Source organism: Lactococcus sp. LG606 (assembly GCF_017309645.1).
In the GTDB taxonomy this organism is placed as follows: Bacteria; Bacillota; Bacilli; order Lactobacillales; family Streptococcaceae; genus Lactococcus; species Lactococcus petauri.
This window is the reverse complement of sequence record NZ_CP071301.1, coordinates 140893-157696: the sequence shown is the minus strand read 5'-3', so window position 1 is coordinate 157696 and position 16804 is coordinate 140893. Positions and strand designations below refer to the sequence as shown.

The following is a 16804-nucleotide window of genomic DNA, read 5'->3' as shown; positions in this document are numbered from 1 at the left end:
TTTAAGACATTAAAAAGCCGAAAGCTTGTACTTTCGACTTTTATCTTGCTTCATTATTTTACAACCATAACATTACATGGTGCATGGTTAACAACATAACTTGCAGTTGATCCCACAAGTACACGGTCAATAGCGCCTTTACCTGTTGAACCCATAACAATCAAGTCAATATCATTTTCCTCAGCAAAATCAACGATTTCTTTTTTAGGAGAACCACTCACTTGAAAAGCTTTGTACTCAACTTTGTCACCAATAAGTTTTCCTGCTTCATCAAGAATTTCTGTTGATTGTTTTTCCGCTTCTTCCAAAACAGCTGGCATGATGTAAGCTGTGCCATAAAGCTGCGCAACATCTTTAGCATGTACTACAAATAAAGATGCTTGGTTTCTTTTAGAAATCTCAATAGCTTCTTGGATAGCTTGATTTGCTTGGTCAGATCCATCTACTGCGACTAAAATATTTTTGTAATTTTCTCTCATTGTAAACGCCTCCTTTTTCTTTATTATAAGATATTTTCATATCAAAGTCCAATAAAAAGTTTAAAATTTTTGTTTTTTATCACTTTTTTCTCATTGAATTGGTTTATATCCATGTTATTTAACTTAATAAGTTAATCATACCTGAATATCCGAGGTGTTTGGCATAATCTAAGGCCGTTAAATTATTGTTATCACGTAATTCAGTGTTTGCTTTATATTGCAAGAGGGTCTTCACGATTTCTTGATAGTGTGCTGAACCATCTCTCAATGCCACTGCTTCAATCAATGCTGTATATCCATAATTATTTTGATGATCAATATCCACTTGACCGTCTTCCAGTAACATTTTTACATTTTCCAAATGTCCTTTTTCAGCTGCTGGAATCAAAGCATTTCCTCCAAAGCGGTTATAGACTTTTTGGTTAGGTTTACTGTGTTGCAAAATATATCGCAGGATTTCGGTTTTACCTTGAGCCGCTGCGTAAAGGTAAGGCGAATCTTGAATGTGATCTTGTGAATTAACATCTGCCCCATTATCTATCAATAGCTGAGCTAGGGCAATATTATTTTCATGAGTCGCGATAAGTAAAGGTGATTCTCCTTGTGCATTTCTCTCATTAATATCTGACTGATTAGCTTTGATACTTTTTTCAATTTCAGATAAGCTCTTCTTTTCTGTTACAGCCTCTAAAACTTTCATCGGTTTGACCTCCTCTTTTTTCGAAGTTGCCTTTTCGTTGGTGGATGCTGCCTTTTGTGAAGTCGAAATCGTAGTGCTTTGTTTAACTTCGCCTTCATGAGAACTTTGATTATCTTGTTTGGAACAGCCTACTAAAAGAACAAAGGCTAGTCCAGAGAGAATCAAATATTTCCTCAAAACAACCACATCCTCTCGTTTCATTCTATGCTATAAGTTCATCTTAACATTTATCGTATATTATTTAAAAAATTCTGACTTATAACTTTTAGAGTGGTTTTGAAATAATCCAGGATAGATAATACTAAAAGAAGATTATTAATAATAAAATAAACTATTGTGATACAATGAACTTATGAAAAATATAAACGCTTACAAGGCTTTAGCCTTTTTTGACCTTGACGGAACTTTACTTAACGGACAGAGTCAGCTAGACCCTGATGTCATCGATGCTATCCATGAAATTCGCCGTAATGGTGTCCTTCCCTTTATTGCCACAGGACGTGGACATTTTGAGCTTGACAATATTATGGCAGCCACTGGCATCACCGGTGCTGTTGCTATGAATGGACAATATATCGTTTTAGATGGCCAAACGATATATAAAGATCCTATTTCAATTGAAAACATCGAAAAATTACACACGTTAGCTATCGAGCAAGACGAAGCACTTGCCTTTTATGGCAAAGAGGGCTATTGGGTAGATCGTCATACGGATTTTGTCCGTCAAGCTTATGCTTATACACATATGCCACTTCCCGAGATTGACCCCGAAGGTTACAAATCAGAAGAAGTCAATATGCTCTTGTTATTGACTGATAAACTGTCACAAGTGGATTATTACAAAGCACAGATGCCCGAACTTAATTTCTTTATGAATGCTCCTACTTCTATCGATATTACAAACATCTCGACCAATAAAGGTACTGGGATTACACATGTGAAGGACGTCCTCAACTTTAAGGGGGAAACCTATGCTTTCGGTGATGGACGAAATGACCTCCATCTTTTAGCTGCTGCAGACCATGGTACAGCTATGGGTAACGCGGTTCCTGAACTCAAAGAAATCGCTGATTTTATCAGCAGTAAAAATACAGAAAAAGGTATTGTGAATGCCTTTAAACATTGGAACTTTATTTAGACACCAAAAAAGCAGAGCGTCCTCTAGACACACTGCTTTTTTTTATTTTCTTATTTTATCTGGTCAAATCAATCCGCTTGCCCAGTTTATCCATAATAATTGCACCAATAAGCAAACTTGCAAATTCACCCACAGCTAATGTAAACCAGGTCCAGAAGAAAGGCATTCCGAAAAGAAAATGCATTTCCAAAGCGATAGTTACCATACTGATTGAGAAAAATATTGCAAAGTAGAAAAAGGCTTTATTGAGCTGACCATTGAAAAAGTACTGTTTCATATAGCGTTCAAAAAGTAGCACTCCTAAAGTCAAGAAAATAAGCGTTGACAGGCCACCCACGATAACATCAACCCAAGTAAAGCTGAGGAAGTTTGAAATCATACATCCAATAGTCACAGCAATAATATATTTTTTATTAAAGAAAGCTGTAAAGTTGAGCATTTCTGAAATCCTAAATTGCATAGGACCATAAGAAATAGCATTGAGTGGTGGTGTCATCGTAAGGACAACGTAAAGAGCAGCAACAATGGCAATCGTCACCATGTCGTAAACAGTAGATTTTTTCAATTTTTTCTCCTTTAGCGGCTGAATACCGCCTGTAATATGCTCAGGCAAAGGTTAAAAGTCCTGAGGATTGCTGATAATTTGCAACTTTTATATTATATCAATTTTCTTGAAAAATGAAAAGACTTCTCTGGGGTATAAAAAACTCAGCCTTAAAGACTGAGTTTTTATTTGATTGTCCAGCCGCCATCGATAGGAACCACTGCCCCCGTCAAATAGGAACTTTCTGGACTGGCTAGAAATAGGGTCAAATCTGCAACTTCTTGAGGTTTTGCCCAGCGTTTTGCTGGAGTTTCTTTTGCTACCCATTTTGCCATTTCTCCATTATTTTCAGTAAAGTCCTTAGCATTCATCGGTGTATCGATGGCGCCAGGAGCAATACCGGCAACTTGGATACCATGCTGCGCTTCATCTAAGGCAAGTTGCTTTGTAAAACCAACAATAGCATGCTTGCTTGCAGTATAGGCAATACCTCCACCACCGGCAACTAGACCGGCAACTGAAGCCATATTGATGATTGCACCAGACTTTTGCTTTTTCATTTGAGGCAAAAAGGCAGAGGTCACGAGAAACATACTGTCAAGATTAGTTGCTAGGATTTTTTTCCAAAGTGAAAAGTCCGTGTCTTCCATCGTCCGATAGTCATCGAGCCGACCTGCTGTATTAAGCAAGATATCAATTTCACCTACCTGTGCGGCTAATTGTGCTACCTTTTCAGGAGAGGAAACATCACAGACGATAGTCCTAAAATCTGCAGAGAATTCTTGTAAGTCCACGCCAATAACTTCTGCACCTGCTTGTATAAAAGCCTGCGCTTGGGCTTGACCAATTCCGCTGGCTGCTCCTGTTACTAGAACCTTTTTCCCTTTAAATTTTTGATTAGTCATTCACTAAAATCCAGTCTGTCGCCAATACGTCACAAGGTGTAGGCGCCCACATGCTAAAACCTTCACCTTCTCCTGTGACATTAATCAGAAAGTAAGGTGTAACTTGCAGTTTTTCACCGTTATCAAGTGTAATACTGTCATATAAGGCAACATAGTTTTCTGCGCCTCCCCAGCCTGTGCGTACTATTTTTTTCCCTGCTTTAAGTTCTGGAAGAATTTCTTCAAATGTCATCTTTAATTCCTTTCTGAAACTGCATCACTCTTCTTATATTAGTAGTGTTTTAATTAGTGTTTTAATTTTAACATTTTGTGCTTTATTTTGTCATTTTTTGTTTCAGCTTGACAAGATGATTTGCTTCAACTAGAATGAAGCTATGAAAAATACAGAAAATAATCAAAAAATTGTTATCATCACCGGTGCATCAAACGGCATGGGTTATGAAGCTGCCAAAACTTTTGCTCAACGCGGTTGGCAGGTTTATGCTGGCGCACGTCGTGTTGAAAAAATCCCCACTGATGAGGGAATTATCCCACTAAAACTTGATGTTACAGACAGCAAAAGTAACCAAAACTTTATCCAACATATCATTAATCATGCAGGACGAATTGATGTGTTAATCAATAATGCCGGCTACGGTGAGTATGGTCCCGCTGAAGAAATTCCCATGGAAAATGTTCGCAAACAATTTGAGACAAATTTCTTTGGAGCTGTAGAATTGACACAACTGGTTCTTCCCATCATGCGTCAACAACACTTTGGACGAATCGTTAACATTTCAAGTATCGGTGGTGATGTCTACATGCCGCTAGGAGCTTTTTATCATGCGACAAAAGCTGCAATGCAACAATGGTCTGATGTTCTTGATACGGAAGTTAAAGCTTTTGGCATTCGATCAATCGTTGTACAACCAGGCGGTACTGCTTCCAACTGGAGTACCATCGCTATGGAAAATGCCGAAAAAAATCTTCATCCCGATAGCCCTTACCAGCCCTTAGTTCAAACTGTACGCGCAGCACTCAGTGGTAACTTTGGGAGTTCAGCGACTTCTGCGGATTTGGCACAAGTTTTTTATAAAGCAGCAACAGATAAGAAAGCTCAAGCTCGTTATTACAACTCCTTTTTGGACCGTATGATGGTACATACATCGCGTGCACATCCTAAACTTTATATTAAATTTTTTAATCTCGGATTGAAACAAATGGGCAAGCGTAAAAAACAAAAATAGAGAGCACTTCTTGCTCTCTATTTTTATTACCCGATTAATGATCCGGCAGGTACGTCAGCAGGCGCTTCAAGCACACGCAACTTACCATCAAATTCAGCAGAGAGAATCATCCCTTGACTGACATATTTCTTCATCATTTTACGTGGTTTTAAATTCGCCACGATTTGTAATTTTTTACCGACAAAGTCTTGTTCGTTAGGATAAAATTCGGCAATTCCTGACAAGATTTGACGTGGTTCTTCATCACCTGCATCTAACTTAAAGCGAAGCAAACGATCTGAACCTTCAACACGGCTGACTTCCAGAACTTCAGCGACTTTCAACTCAATCTTTTCAAAATCATCAAACTTAATTTCTGGTAAAGTAAGATTGAGTTTAACATCCTCTGGCACCCATTCTTTTTCAGGAAGTTTTCCACCAGCCATTTGTAACTTGATGTATTCTACTTCTTCTTCCTTATCCAAACGAGGGAAGACAGGTTCACCTTTTTCTACAACTTTATGCGTAAATTCGTAACCAAAAGCTAAATCTTCTAAAGAAAACTCTTCTTCAGTTAAACCTAATTGACCAAAAATCTTCTTGCTTGTTGCACGCATGAAAGGTTGCAAGAGTGCCGCAACAACACGAAGATTTTCTGCTAAATGATAAAGCACATTATTAAGTTTATCTTTGTCATCTTCAGATTTCGCAAGGACCCAAGGCGCTGTTTCATCGATATATTTGTTTGTACGTGAGATAAGAACCCAAACTTCATTTAAAGCAACATTGAATTCAAACTTATCCATAGCTGTGTGGAATTTTTCCAAAGTTTCATCAAGGACTGTTTCCAAGGCAGCATCAAATTCTGTTGTTGCATCATTCTTAACCAAAACACCACCATTATATTTGTTGACCATTGCAACTGTACGATTGAGTAAGTTTCCAAGATCATTTGCCAAATCATAGTTGATACGGTCAATAAAGTCTTCTGGTGAGAAAACACCATCAGAACCAAAAGGTAATGCGCGCATGAGATAATAACGCACTGGGTCTAAACCATAGCGATTCACCAACATATCAGGATAAACGACATTTCCTTTAGATTTTGACATTTTACCGTCTTTCATCACCAACCATCCATGACCAAAGACTTGTTTTGGTGGTTGCATACCTAAAGCATGGAGCATGATTGGCCAGTAAATAGTGTGGAAACGTACGATTTCTTTTCCGACCATATTCACACCGGGCCAGAATTTATCCAGTTTGCTGGTATCATCTGAACCATAACCTAAAGCAGTTACATAGTTAAGCAAGGCATCAAGCCAAACATAAACCACGTGTTTCGGATTAGACTTTACAGGGATCCCCCAAGTGAAGGTCGTACGACTCACAGCCAAGTCTTCCAAGCCCGGTTTGATGAAATTGTTGATCATCTCATTTTTGCGAATCTCAGGTTGGATAAAATCTGGATGTGATTCATAATAACTTAAGAGCCAGTCCGCATACTTGCTCATACGGAAGAAATATGACTCTTCTTCGACCCATTCTACTTCGTGCCCTGATGGTGCTTTACCACCAATGACTTTACCATCTGCATCATGGTAAACTTCTTCCAACTGTGTCTCCGTAAAGAACTCTTCATCAGAAACAGAATACCAACCCGCATATTTATCCAAGTAGATATCGTCTTGTGCTAGAAGTTGTTCAAATGCCTTTTGAACGGCTTCTTCATGATATTTATCTGTAGTACGGATAAATTTGTCATAAGAAATATCCAACATTTTCCACAGTTCTTTAACATCTTCCGCCATTGGGTCCAAATATTCTTTAGGTGTCATTCCCAACTCTTCAGCCTTACGTTGAATTTTCATGCCGTGTTCATCAAGGCCTGTTAAATAAAACGTATCAAAGCCCATCAAACGTTTGTAACGTGCGAGAACATCACAAGCAATCGTTGTGTAGCTTGAACCGAGATGTAATTTCCCTGAGGGATAGTAAATCGGCGTTGTGATATAAAAGTTTTTGTTTTCAGTCATTTTTTTCTCCTAATTCGTGCCCTAATGAAAGCCACTTGATTAGTATTTTTCCAATTGTAGATTGAAAAAAGCCTTGTTTCTATTATAGCATATCCTTTTCAAGTAAATCTTATTCTAAATAAGTTTTACTGATTTTTCGCTAAAATAAATTTACTCTCAGTTTCCCGTGTTATTTGCCAACCGATAAGGTATGTTATAATTAACCTAATAAAGACAAAAGGATTTTATTATGACTTACAAATTTATCTCATGGAATATTGATTCGTTGAACGCAGCATTGACCGGTACGAGTGATCGTGCAGCTCTATCAATGGCTGTGGTTGACCAACTTGCCACATCTGAAGCCGATGTTATCGCTATTCAAGAAACAAAGCTCAATGGTGACCTCAAAAAAACAAACAAAGTATTTGATGTTTTAGCCAGCCATTTCCCAGAATATGAAATTGTTCACCGTATCAGTACACCACCTGCACGTAAAGGTTACTCGGGAACGATGTTTCTTTATAAGAAAAGTTTGCCTGAACCAATCATCACCATGCCTGAGATTGGAGCGCCAGAGCCCATGGATAGCGAAGGTCGTATCATCACCTTAGAATTCCCCGAGTTTTTCATCACAACAGTTTACACACCAAATGCGGGTGATGGTCTTAACCGTTTGGACTTACGTGGACAATGGGATGATCAATATCGCGCCTACTTACAAATGCTTGACCTCCAAAAACCTGTCTTAGCATGTGGTGATTTTAATGCTGCTTACACAGAAATCGACCTTGCCAATCCTAAAGGAAACCGTAATTCTGCCGGATTTACTGATCAAGAACGTGAAAAGTTTGGACTTTTATTAGCTGCTGGATTTACAGACAGCTTCCGTAAAATTCATGGCAATGTAGAAAGTTACTATGCGCCAGAACGTAGTATCTACACATGGTTTGCTCAACGCTCTCGTACAGCTAAAATCAATAATTCTGGCTGGAGAATCGATTATTGGCTGGTTTCTGACCGCATTGCCGAGCAGATTACACGCGCAGAACCTTTAGATTCAGGTGCTCGTCAAGATCATGTTCCCATCGTTTTAGAAATCAATATCTAAAAAGCACGACAAAAGTCGTGCTTTTCTTTCTTATTGTGCAAGCTCTTGATACGCTTCTTCTTTAAAACCTATCAAAATAATTTTATCATCTTTAACAATCAGTGGGCGCTTAACCAACATCCCATTGGAAGCTAAGAGTTTCGCTGCTTCGTGCTCGCTCAAGTCTGCTAACTTGTCTTTTAAGCCCATCTCACGATAAACCAAGCCACTGGTGTTGAAAAACTTTTTAACAGGAACCTCTGCAAACCATTTTTCAAATTGCTCAGCTGTTGGTGGGGTTAGCTTAATATCGATAGCATTATAATCAATATCTAGATTATCCAAAGTCGCCTTTGCCTTACGGCAAGTTGAACATTTAGGATATTCGTAAAAGTCGTACATTTGTCATCCTCCCTTGTTCTCTATTTTAACAAAAACTAGGGCAAAGCTGCTCGTTTTTATTACTTTTACAGGGGGATGCAATTTTAAAGAAAATAAAGATTATGTTAAAATAAGATAAGAATATAAATTAAGGAGATTATTTTATGATTTGGTCACTTATAGTTGGTGCTCTCATTGGTATGGCTGCTGGAGCAATCACATCAAAAGGCTCAAGCATGGGCTGTATTGCAAATATTGTGGCGGGTCTTTTAGGCTCATTTGTTGGACAAAAGCTTTTAGGAAACTGGGGACCACAATTGGCTGGAATGTCACTCATCCCTTCAATCGTTGGTGCAATTATTGTCGTACTTGTAGCTTCCGCTTTATTCGGTAAAAAGGATAATTAAAACGTTCATAGAGCGTTTTTTTTTAACAAAAAAACAAGCAATTATCTCTTGCTTGTATAAAATTAATATTTTCTAAAACGTTGGTAGCGGCTTTCTTGAAGTTCTTCTTCTGAAAGTTGTACCAAGCTGTTGAGATCTTTTTCAATAATCGTTTTCAAGTTTTCCATAAGGTTTTCTTCTTGAACAACACCCTCAACGATCCCCATTTCAAGCTGATCTTCAGCTTTTATTTTCATCAAATCGGCTGCTTCATCACGACGTGAGCCATCTTTCCACAAGATTGTTGCAAAACCTTCTGGAGAAAGAACCGAATACATGGCATTTTCCAACATATAAACCTTGTTTGCGACTGCTAAAGCTAAGGCTCCACCAGAACCACCCTCACCAGTGATAAAAGTTAAAACAGGGACTTTCAAATCGGACATCTCAAAAAGGTTGCGCGCAATCGCTTCACCCTGCCCCCGTTCTTCTGCTTCAATCCCTGGATAGGCCCCGGCAGTGTTGACAAAAGTAATGATTGGACGCTTAAACTTCTCTGCTTGCTTCATTAATCGCAAGGCTTTTCGATAACCATTAGGACTAGGTTGACCAAAATTTGTTGCTAAATTTTCTTCGAGATTTTTTCCTTTTTGAATACCAATGACGGTGACAGCTCTGTCTTGAAAAGTTGCAATCCCTCCAACAATGGCTTCGTCATCTGTAAACTGACGATCGCCATGAAGTTCAAAAAAGTCCGTAAAAATTTCTGAAATAATTTCCCGTACTGAAACGCGATCGTTAGCACGTGCTTTGTTAATAATTTCTGCTATATCAGACATTTTTTACACCTCCGTGAAATTTCAAGAGTAAGGCTAATTTCTCACGCATTTCTTGACGTTTAACAATCGCATCGACAAAGCCATGTTTCAACAGAAATTCTGCTTTTTGGAAGTCATCAGGTAGCGTTTGACGCACTGTCTGTTCAATCACACGACGTCCCGCAAAACCAATCAAAGATTGTGGCTCAGCCAAGATAATATCGCCAAGCATGGCAAAAGAAGCTGTTACCCCGCCTGTTGTCGGATCTGTTAAGACTGTAATGTAGAGCAAACCTGCATTAGAATGTTTCTTGACAGCTGCTGAGATTTTCGCCATCTGCATCAAAGACATAATTCCTTCTTGCATCCGTGCACCACCAGAAGCCGTAAAAATAACCACTGGAAGTTTTTCAGCAGTTGCCATTTCAAAAAGTCGTGTGATTTTTTCACCGACCACAGTCCCCATAGAAGCCATAATAAAAGTTGAATCCATGATTGCTAAAGCCACTTTTTGGCCTTTAATCATCGCTGTGCCAGTCATTACAGCTTCATCCAGCCCAGTCTTCTCCTTAGTCGCCGTAAGCTTTTCAGCATAGTTCGGAAAGTTTAACGGATTTTTGCTTTCAATTCCAGTGAACATTTCTGTAAATGAGTCTGAATCAACTAAAAGCTTCAAACGTTCTGGCGCAGTAATTCTGAAGTTATAGCTACAATGTGGACAGATTTTACTTACACCAAGGTCTTGGCTGTAAATACTGTGTTTGCAGGCCGGGCATTTAGCAAAAAGCTCGTCAGGCACTTCAGGCTTCGTCATTTCTCCCTGAACAGTTGAACGATTAGGGTTAATTTTAATATATTTTTTCTTTTGAAAGAGAGCCAATTATTTCTCCTTTGTATCAAAAATTTTTACATCTTGATAACGAACGTCTTTAAGCAGATTTCTATCTGCTTACATTCTTTTTATTTTAATTGTCTAATTATATAATTATACACGCAAAAATTAAATTCGTCAAGAACTAGATAAGTGTCCAAAAATGGCGGAATTATATAAGAACACACACGTATTAATTTCGCCAAAACTTCGTCATAACTTCCTTTACCTCTTTCAAACTATGTTATAATATGAAGAGTTTAATTCTATTAAAATACAAGGTTTATGTATATATTTCTCATCAAGAAGAAGGGAGTTTTTCATGAAAAATAAAACTTTATCGATTATTGTTCCTGCTTATAACGAGGAAGAAACGATTGAACTCTTTTTTGATGAAGTTAATGCCCAAACTTTAGACTTACCACTTGATAAAACCTTTTATTTTATTAATGATGGTTCTTCTGATCGTACACTTGATGTGATAAAAACGCTGAGTCAAAAGCATTCCAATGTTAAATATATTAGCTTTTCGAGAAATTTCGGTAAAGAGGCAGCACTTTTGGCTGGTCTTCGTGCCGCTTCAGGTGATTTTGTAACTGTTATGGACGCTGACCTTCAAGATCCACCAAGTATGCTCAACGAGATGTATGATAAGCTTCAAGAAGGTTACGATATTGTGGGAACACGAAGAGTTTCACGGAAAGATGAGCCCTTTATTCGTTCAATTTTTGCTCGAGCTTTTTATAAGATTATGAACACAATCTCAAGCACTCAAATGGTGGATGGAGCGCGAGACTATCGCTTGATGACACGGCAAGTCGTTGATAGTATCCTCGAGCTCCCTGAACACAATCGTTTTTCTAAGGGTCTCTTTTCTTGGGTGGGTTACGATGTTTTCTATTTGGAATACAATAATGTCGAGCGGGTAGCTGGCAAAACCTCTTGGAGCTTTTGGGGCTTGTTACACTACTCGATTGACGGTATCATTAACTTTTCAGATGCCCCACTTAGCCTAGCTACCTTTATCGGTTTTATTAGCTTCCTTATCTCGCTTTGTATGAGCCTTTTTTATGCGTTGAAAACCATCATCTGGGGCGAAATTGTACAAGGTTTTCCTACTCTGATTATTCTTATTCTTATGCTTGGTGGATTACAACTTTTATCTCTCGGTATCATTGGAAAATATCTTTCTAAGGTCTTCCTCGAAACCAAACAACGTCCAAATTACTTTGTGAAAGAGGATAATATTGATAAATAAAAAAAACAGAAAGTTCCCACTTTCTGTTTTTTGTACTTTCTCGATGAAAAATGGATTTAGGGTTGCTGATGTATGATGAGGGCTGGACGAACACCGCCCGAAGGACTGCGAGAGTCGACAAGATGATTAGCATGCATGTGGCCTATCCACGTAGCATAGGTCACATGCCAAGCGTTTCCTGGAGCTCCAGGAGTACGGAGATTCCACCACTGATTACCAGCCCCTACACGTTGCGCTCCATCAGAAAAACCACGACCAGGACCTGATAAACGGGTCACGTCGGCTAGAGAAAGGGCAAAGGCACGTTTGACACCACTTGGAACAACTTCCGTCACATCTTGATGAACAGCTTGGTTTGACAAGGCTGCTAGGTTAGAAGGCATGAATCGTGTACCGTAGGCTGGATCCCAACTGACAGTAGCATCATGAACATTTCCAGTCGTGAAGGTGGAAGCCACAGGTGCTACAATGCTCTGAACCTCTTCAGAAAGGGCTTTATACCACTCTATAAGTGCCCCCTCCTGTTGATTGAAAGAAAGATTTACAAGTGCAGCATTGCGAATAATCATATGATTACCACCGCCCATATTTTCAAGGTAACGATACTGTTGACCAGACATGGTGAAGATACGTCCCGGACTCATGAGGGAGAATTGGAACTCACTCGGAGAATTATTCTCAGTTGCGGGTGGGTTGCCATCTTCGCCATAGAAGCCATTTCTAATCCCTTCAAGGAAATCCGCTAATCGGGGGTCATGTTGCTCACCCTCTGGTTCTGGTGTTAAAAATCTCTCCACATCTAAAGGTGAGATAAGCTGACTGTCCACATGGATAGCATAATAGTGTGATCCATTGACAATACTTTGCGTTACTCCTTCCTCTCTCATTTCTGCTGCATCAAGCAGGTAAGAGGTTGCTTGCCCTTGTTCCAATCGATTTGCCCAGTAAGCCCAGCCTGTATTGTGGTCGATGACCCAGTAGTTGCCTACCCTATTTCTGACGGTCAGCTCGCTCCATTGTTGGATGGTCATGGGTGGCCGGTCCTGCTGTAGGTGTTGGGCTGCAGTTTGGGTGATAGTTTCGCCCGGCCAAATACCTGGGCTGTTGTCAAAATTAGCGCCAGAAGACCAGTAAGCATCTGTACCGTCTCCTGGGTGTGTCGTTCCATCTGTTTCGACATCTGTGGCACCATGGACCTCGATATAGTCACGAGCATGACCTGCGGCTGCTGTTCTTAAATCTGCTAAATCATGGTTAAAGGTAGGCATATAGAAAGGAGCCTCTTGTCCGTCACGTTGCCAACCAAAAGTCAGGTCGTAATACTGGTTAAAGCGGGAAGAATCTGCCCCTCGTCGTACATTCAGATTGTTGGGCTCTGGAAGGTAAGGTGTCCAAGTACTGATATCTTCACGCTCTGCAGTATCGACCAAAGATGTAGGATTATCTTCTCCTCGTCTTTGAATTTCCATAAACTCCGATAAGCGAATACGCACCATGATAGGATTATCCTCTATATCGTGTCCATAGTTTTCCGCAAAGACATCCTTGTTTTCCGTGTCACGATTATAATAGTCATGGATACGGCCGGGAACATTGGTTCTGGTCTCAATATCACGGTCATTGATGGCTTGTTGGTTAAAGGCTGTGAAGGCAAAAGTGCCACCTATAAGCAGAAGTATGGATAAAATGATTATAAATCGGAGTTGGCGCTTTTGTTCTTGTTTCATCTCGCTTTTCCTCGCTTTCTTTGATTTTTATTCACCACTGCGAAGAAAGACAAAAGCATCCTTTTTTTATAGGACGTTTTGATATATGTGGTAAAGAACAGAAAATTACCGCCTGCTGTGCTGTGCTGAAAGATTATAGAACATCATCTTTACCTCACCAAGTACTTTTATATTTTATGGTTATACCTAATTCCATTATACCATTTGTGTCTTTTTAGATAAAATGATTTCATTTTAGTTACCGTAAGTAACATTGTAATAAAATCAATCCCATCGTTTGACGATAGGATTGATTGTGTTTGTTAGTACTGTAAGCCAATTATGGCCTATTTTAGTTGGTTTTCGTGTGATATAATAATGAAAGTAGAAGTTTATGGACGGTAGCCCAACTGGGAGGTGATGCTTATGAAAAATTGTAGGCGATAACCTCACAATGCAGAAAGGCGACAATTTTTCTTGTCAACTTATGAAACCTTGACACTCATGATTGCATTTGCATTATTAGTGCTCAAAGTTTATGATAAAGACAATAAAAAATAACGTCCAACTTTAGCCCGTTAACGTTATTTATAACAAAAAATCGGCTACCGTTCTTAATACGGCTACTTGGGACTTGTTAGCGCAAGTCCTTTTTATTTACTCTTATTATAACATCGCACCAAGGTAATAGCAAGAGCCTTAAAACTGCGAGATATGTATTCCCTAGCAGTCAACATAACCTTACAAGGATAGAAAAACTTGATGATTTACTCATCAAGTTACTTCATGCTTTTATTTTTCCAAATACTCCGGCAAAAATGTATTGGCTAAAAAGCTAGTATCATAATCCCCGGCAATAACATTATCATCTGAAATTAATTCCAGTTGGAAGTCAATATTGGTTGTTAAACCTTCCACATCGAATTCCATCAAGGCACGCTGCATTTTCATCAACGCTTCAAAACGATTTTCGCCATGAACGATGACTTTTGCAATCATTGAATCATAATAAGGTGGAATAGTATATCCCGTATACATAGCGGAATCCACACGTAAGCCTACACCACCACTTGGTAGAAACAGGTTGGTGATTTTACCTGGGCTTGGAGCAAAGTTAAATTTTGGATTTTCTGCATTGATACGGCACTCAATAGCATGTCCTTTGAACTCAATATCTTCTTGTTTCACAGACAGTTCTTGACCATCTGCAATTCGAATTTGTTCCTTAACAATATCCACACCTGAAACAAACTCGGTTACGGGATGTTCAACTTGTACACGTGTATTCATTTCCATGAAGAAGAAATCGCCTGAAGCTTCGTCCAAGAGAAACTCAATTGTTCCTGCGTTTTCATAGTTCACATGCGCTGCTGCTTTGACAGCTGCTTGGCAGATACGTTCGCGTAAAGTATGTCCAATCGCGACAGATGGGCTTTCTTCAAGAACTTTCTGGTTATTACGTTGGAGGGAACAATCACGTTCTCCTAAGTGAATAACATTACCATGTTGGTCTGCTAAGATTTGGACCTCAATATGACGTGCAGGGAAAATCATTCGTTCGATAAACATTGCACCATTGCCAAAAGCTGCTTTGGCTTCAGCGGTAGCTGCTTCGAAAGCGGGGACGAGTTCTTCAGCATTGCTGACTTTACGGATACCTTTTCCGCCACCACCGGCTGAGGCTTTCAGCATGACAGGATAACCGATCTTATTGGCTAAATCCAGTGCTTCTTCACTCGTATACACTTCACCTTCAGAACCTGGCGTAACAGGAACGCCTGCTTTGACCATTTCTGCACGCGCGTTAATTTTATCTCCCATCATATCCATGACCTGAGCTGAGGGACCGATAAATTTGATATTCATTTCTTCACAAAGACGTGCAAACTTTGAATTTTCACTCAAAAAACCAAAACCTGGATGAATAGCTTGGGCTCCAGTAGCAACAGCGGCTTCTAGAATATTATTCATATTCAGATAAGACTCTGTTGCACGGGCTGGGCCAATACAAATAGCTTCATCTGCCAGTGCTACATGTAATGCATCACGGTCAGCTTCTGAATATACGGCAACAGTAGCGACACCGAGTTCGCGTGCCGCACGAATAATACGTACAGCAATTTCACCACGATTGGCGATTAAAATTTTATTAAACATAGATTGATAACTCCTACCAATTTCTCTTTTATCCTCTGTTTCTGGTATAAAAGAGTGTCACCAGGCCTTGAGCTCGGTGCATTATTTGGGATTATAGTGGCAAAAGCCACGATCAGTAAACTCAAAGCTTTTAAACTTCAAAGTATACTTACTTTTAAAAGTTGCCACAGACTAACTGTGGCATTGATTATTTTTTTATTTTCCTAAAGCAAAAGTTAGTGTGCCTTTTGCAGCTAATTTACCATCAACCTTAGCTTCCGCTTCAACAACAGCAATTGGACCACGACGCTTGATAAACTTTGCATGCAATATCAATTGATCGCCAGGTACAACTTGTTTTTTATACTTTACATTGTCCATTCCTGCATAAAATACGAGTTTTCCTTTGTTTTCAGGTTTTGAAAGTTCCAAAACACCTGCAGCTTGTGCCAAGGCTTCCATAATCAAAACACCCGGCATTACTGGATATTGGGGAAAATGCCCTTGGAAAAATTCCTCGTTAATCGTTACATTCTTAATGGCGGTAATTTCATCATCCGCGATATCAATAACACGATCCACTAAAAGGAAAGGATAACGGTGAGGCAATGCCTCCATAATTTTTGTGACGTCAATATTTACTTCTGCCATTTTTACCGCTCCTTTATTTAATGCGTACTAATTCTTGACCGAATTCAACTACATCTTCAGCATTAACCATGATTTCAGTGATAACACCGTCTTTAGGTGCTGGAATTTCGTTCATAACTTTCATTGCTTCAATGATGAGTAAGGTTTGACCTTTTTTAACTGAATCTCCTACACTAACGAACTCAGGTTTACCTGGAGCTGGTTGCAAGTAAGCTACACCAACTAAAGGACTTGTTACTGCTTCACCTTCTACTGTAGCAACGTCTTCTACAAGTTCTGTTTCTACTGCAAGTTCTGTAGAGCTTTCGCTTACAGGCATTGGTGCACTTACTTTTGTTTCTGGAAGTGCTGTTCCTGTAGGCGCTGCAAGAATTTTATTTTCGTTTTTTGAGAAAGACAGTTCTCCTTCTGCTGTGCGCCAAGAAAATTCACGCAAGCTCGAACCGTCAAACTGTGTCATCAAATCTTTTACTTCATTAATATTCATTTTTATATCCCGCTCGCTTTCTTTTCCACAATCT

18 protein-coding genes and 1 riboswitch are annotated in these 16804 nt (G+C 39.3%); of the genes, 5 read left to right on the top strand and 13 right to left on the bottom strand.

Annotation, left to right across the window (positions count from 1 at the left end; all coding sequences use genetic code 11):
• Nucleotides 1-53: 53 nt before the first annotated feature.
• Together J0J35_RS00820 and J0J35_RS00815 are read right to left on the bottom strand one after the other, a co-directional pair.
• Nucleotides 54-479 carry a universal stress protein gene (locus J0J35_RS00820; RefSeq protein WP_019293778.1) on the bottom strand — a complete coding sequence of 142 codons (426 nt, stop codon included), beginning with the start codon at nt 477-479 and terminating at the stop codon, nt 54-56.
• 118 nt (nt 480-597) lie between these two features.
• Nucleotides 598-1380 (bottom strand): ankyrin repeat domain-containing protein, encoded by a 783-nt coding sequence (locus tag J0J35_RS00815; RefSeq protein WP_206917108.1) that lies wholly within the window; start codon nt 1378-1380, stop codon nt 598-600.
• 151 nt (nt 1381-1531) lie between these two features.
• Here J0J35_RS00815 and J0J35_RS00810 point away from each other — a divergent pair, with 151 nt between their 5' ends.
• The gene (locus J0J35_RS00810; protein WP_117517108.1) at nt 1532-2317 is read left to right on the top strand and encodes a Cof-type HAD-IIB family hydrolase; all 786 of its coding nucleotides are present in this window, start codon (nt 1532-1534) and stop codon (nt 2315-2317) included.
• 55 nt (nt 2318-2372) lie between these two features.
• Here the strand turns inward: J0J35_RS00810 and J0J35_RS00805 are convergent, their stop codons facing one another.
• From J0J35_RS00805 to J0J35_RS00795, 3 genes are all read right to left on the bottom strand, one after another.
• Entirely contained in the window at nt 2373-2882 is a 510-nt protein-coding gene (locus tag J0J35_RS00805) for a QueT transporter family protein (protein ID WP_019293781.1), read from the bottom strand.
• A riboswitch (PreQ1 riboswitch) is annotated at nt 2881-2984 on the bottom strand. Its footprint overlaps the gene before it by 2 nt.
• 62 nt (nt 2985-3046) lie before the next feature.
• On the bottom strand, nt 3047-3766 hold the full coding sequence (locus tag J0J35_RS00800) for a 3-oxoacyl-ACP reductase (protein ID WP_019335670.1): 720 nt from the start codon (nt 3764-3766) through the stop codon (nt 3047-3049).
• The gene (locus tag J0J35_RS00795; protein ID WP_004258747.1) at nt 3759-3998 is read right to left on the bottom strand and encodes a DUF2829 domain-containing protein; all 240 of its coding nucleotides are present in this window, start codon (nt 3996-3998) and stop codon (nt 3759-3761) included. Before J0J35_RS00795 ends, J0J35_RS00800 begins: the two co-directional genes overlap by 8 nt.
• 142 nt (nt 3999-4140) lie before the next feature.
• On the opposite strand from J0J35_RS00795, the gene J0J35_RS00790 reads away from it, so the two are divergent.
• A complete protein-coding gene (locus J0J35_RS00790) occupies nt 4141-4992 on the top strand; it encodes an SDR family NAD(P)-dependent oxidoreductase (protein WP_206917107.1) in 852 nt (283 codons plus the stop codon).
• Between the two features lie 26 nt (nt 4993-5018).
• On the opposite strand, the gene metG is transcribed toward J0J35_RS00790, so the two are convergent.
• Nucleotides 5019-7007 carry a methionine--tRNA ligase gene (gene metG, locus J0J35_RS00785; protein WP_206917105.1) on the bottom strand — a complete coding sequence of 663 codons (1989 nt, stop codon included), beginning with the start codon at nt 7005-7007 and terminating at the stop codon, nt 5019-5021.
• A gap of 229 nt (nt 7008-7236) precedes the next feature.
• Here metG and J0J35_RS00780 point away from each other — a divergent pair, with 229 nt between their 5' ends.
• A complete protein-coding gene (locus tag J0J35_RS00780; RefSeq protein WP_019293785.1) occupies nt 7237-8097 on the top strand; it encodes an exodeoxyribonuclease III in 861 nt (286 codons plus the stop codon).
• 30 nt (nt 8098-8127) lie between these two features.
• Here the strand turns inward: J0J35_RS00780 and J0J35_RS00775 are convergent, their stop codons facing one another.
• Nucleotides 8128-8478, bottom strand: coding sequence for an arsenate reductase family protein (locus J0J35_RS00775; protein ID WP_019293786.1), 351 nt, complete (start codon nt 8476-8478; stop codon nt 8128-8130).
• Between the two features lie 143 nt (nt 8479-8621).
• Here J0J35_RS00775 and J0J35_RS00770 point away from each other — a divergent pair, with 143 nt between their 5' ends.
• Nucleotides 8622-8864 (top strand): GlsB/YeaQ/YmgE family stress response membrane protein, encoded by a 243-nt coding sequence (locus J0J35_RS00770; protein ID WP_017368954.1) that lies wholly within the window; start codon nt 8622-8624, stop codon nt 8862-8864.
• Nucleotides 8865-8926: 62 nt separating this feature from the next.
• Here J0J35_RS00770 and accA read toward each other — a convergent pair whose 3' ends face one another.
• Entirely contained in the window at nt 8927-9682 is a 756-nt protein-coding gene (gene accA / locus J0J35_RS00765) for an acetyl-CoA carboxylase carboxyl transferase subunit alpha (RefSeq protein WP_019293787.1), read from the bottom strand.
• On the bottom strand, nt 9675-10541 hold the full coding sequence (gene accD, locus J0J35_RS00760; RefSeq protein WP_206917104.1) for an acetyl-CoA carboxylase, carboxyltransferase subunit beta: 867 nt from the start codon (nt 10539-10541) through the stop codon (nt 9675-9677). The genes accA and accD overlap by 8 nt, the downstream gene beginning before the upstream one ends.
• A 313-nt stretch (nt 10542-10854) precedes the next feature.
• Here accD and J0J35_RS00755 point away from each other — a divergent pair, with 313 nt between their 5' ends.
• Nucleotides 10855-11790, top strand: coding sequence for a glycosyltransferase family 2 protein (locus J0J35_RS00755; RefSeq protein WP_019335676.1), 936 nt, complete (start codon nt 10855-10857; stop codon nt 11788-11790).
• A gap of 56 nt (nt 11791-11846) precedes the next feature.
• Here J0J35_RS00755 and J0J35_RS00750 read toward each other — a convergent pair whose 3' ends face one another.
• The 4 genes from J0J35_RS00750 to accB form a co-directional block, all read right to left on the bottom strand.
• Nucleotides 11847-13517 carry a hypothetical protein gene (locus J0J35_RS00750; protein ID WP_206917102.1) on the bottom strand — a complete coding sequence of 557 codons (1671 nt, stop codon included), beginning with the start codon at nt 13515-13517 and terminating at the stop codon, nt 11847-11849.
• A gap of 771 nt (nt 13518-14288) precedes the next feature.
• Nucleotides 14289-15653, bottom strand: a complete 1365-nt coding sequence (locus tag J0J35_RS00745) for an acetyl-CoA carboxylase biotin carboxylase subunit (protein ID WP_019293790.1) — start codon at nt 15651-15653, stop codon at nt 14289-14291.
• Nucleotides 15654-15848: 195 nt separating this feature from the next.
• Nucleotides 15849-16283 (bottom strand): 3-hydroxyacyl-ACP dehydratase FabZ, encoded by a 435-nt coding sequence (gene fabZ / locus J0J35_RS00740; protein WP_004258779.1) that lies wholly within the window; start codon nt 16281-16283, stop codon nt 15849-15851.
• Nucleotides 16284-16296: 13 nt separating this feature from the next.
• On the bottom strand, nt 16297-16770 hold the full coding sequence (gene accB / locus J0J35_RS00735) for an acetyl-CoA carboxylase biotin carboxyl carrier protein (RefSeq protein WP_206917101.1): 474 nt from the start codon (nt 16768-16770) through the stop codon (nt 16297-16299).
• Nucleotides 16771-16804: the final 34 nt, after the last annotated feature.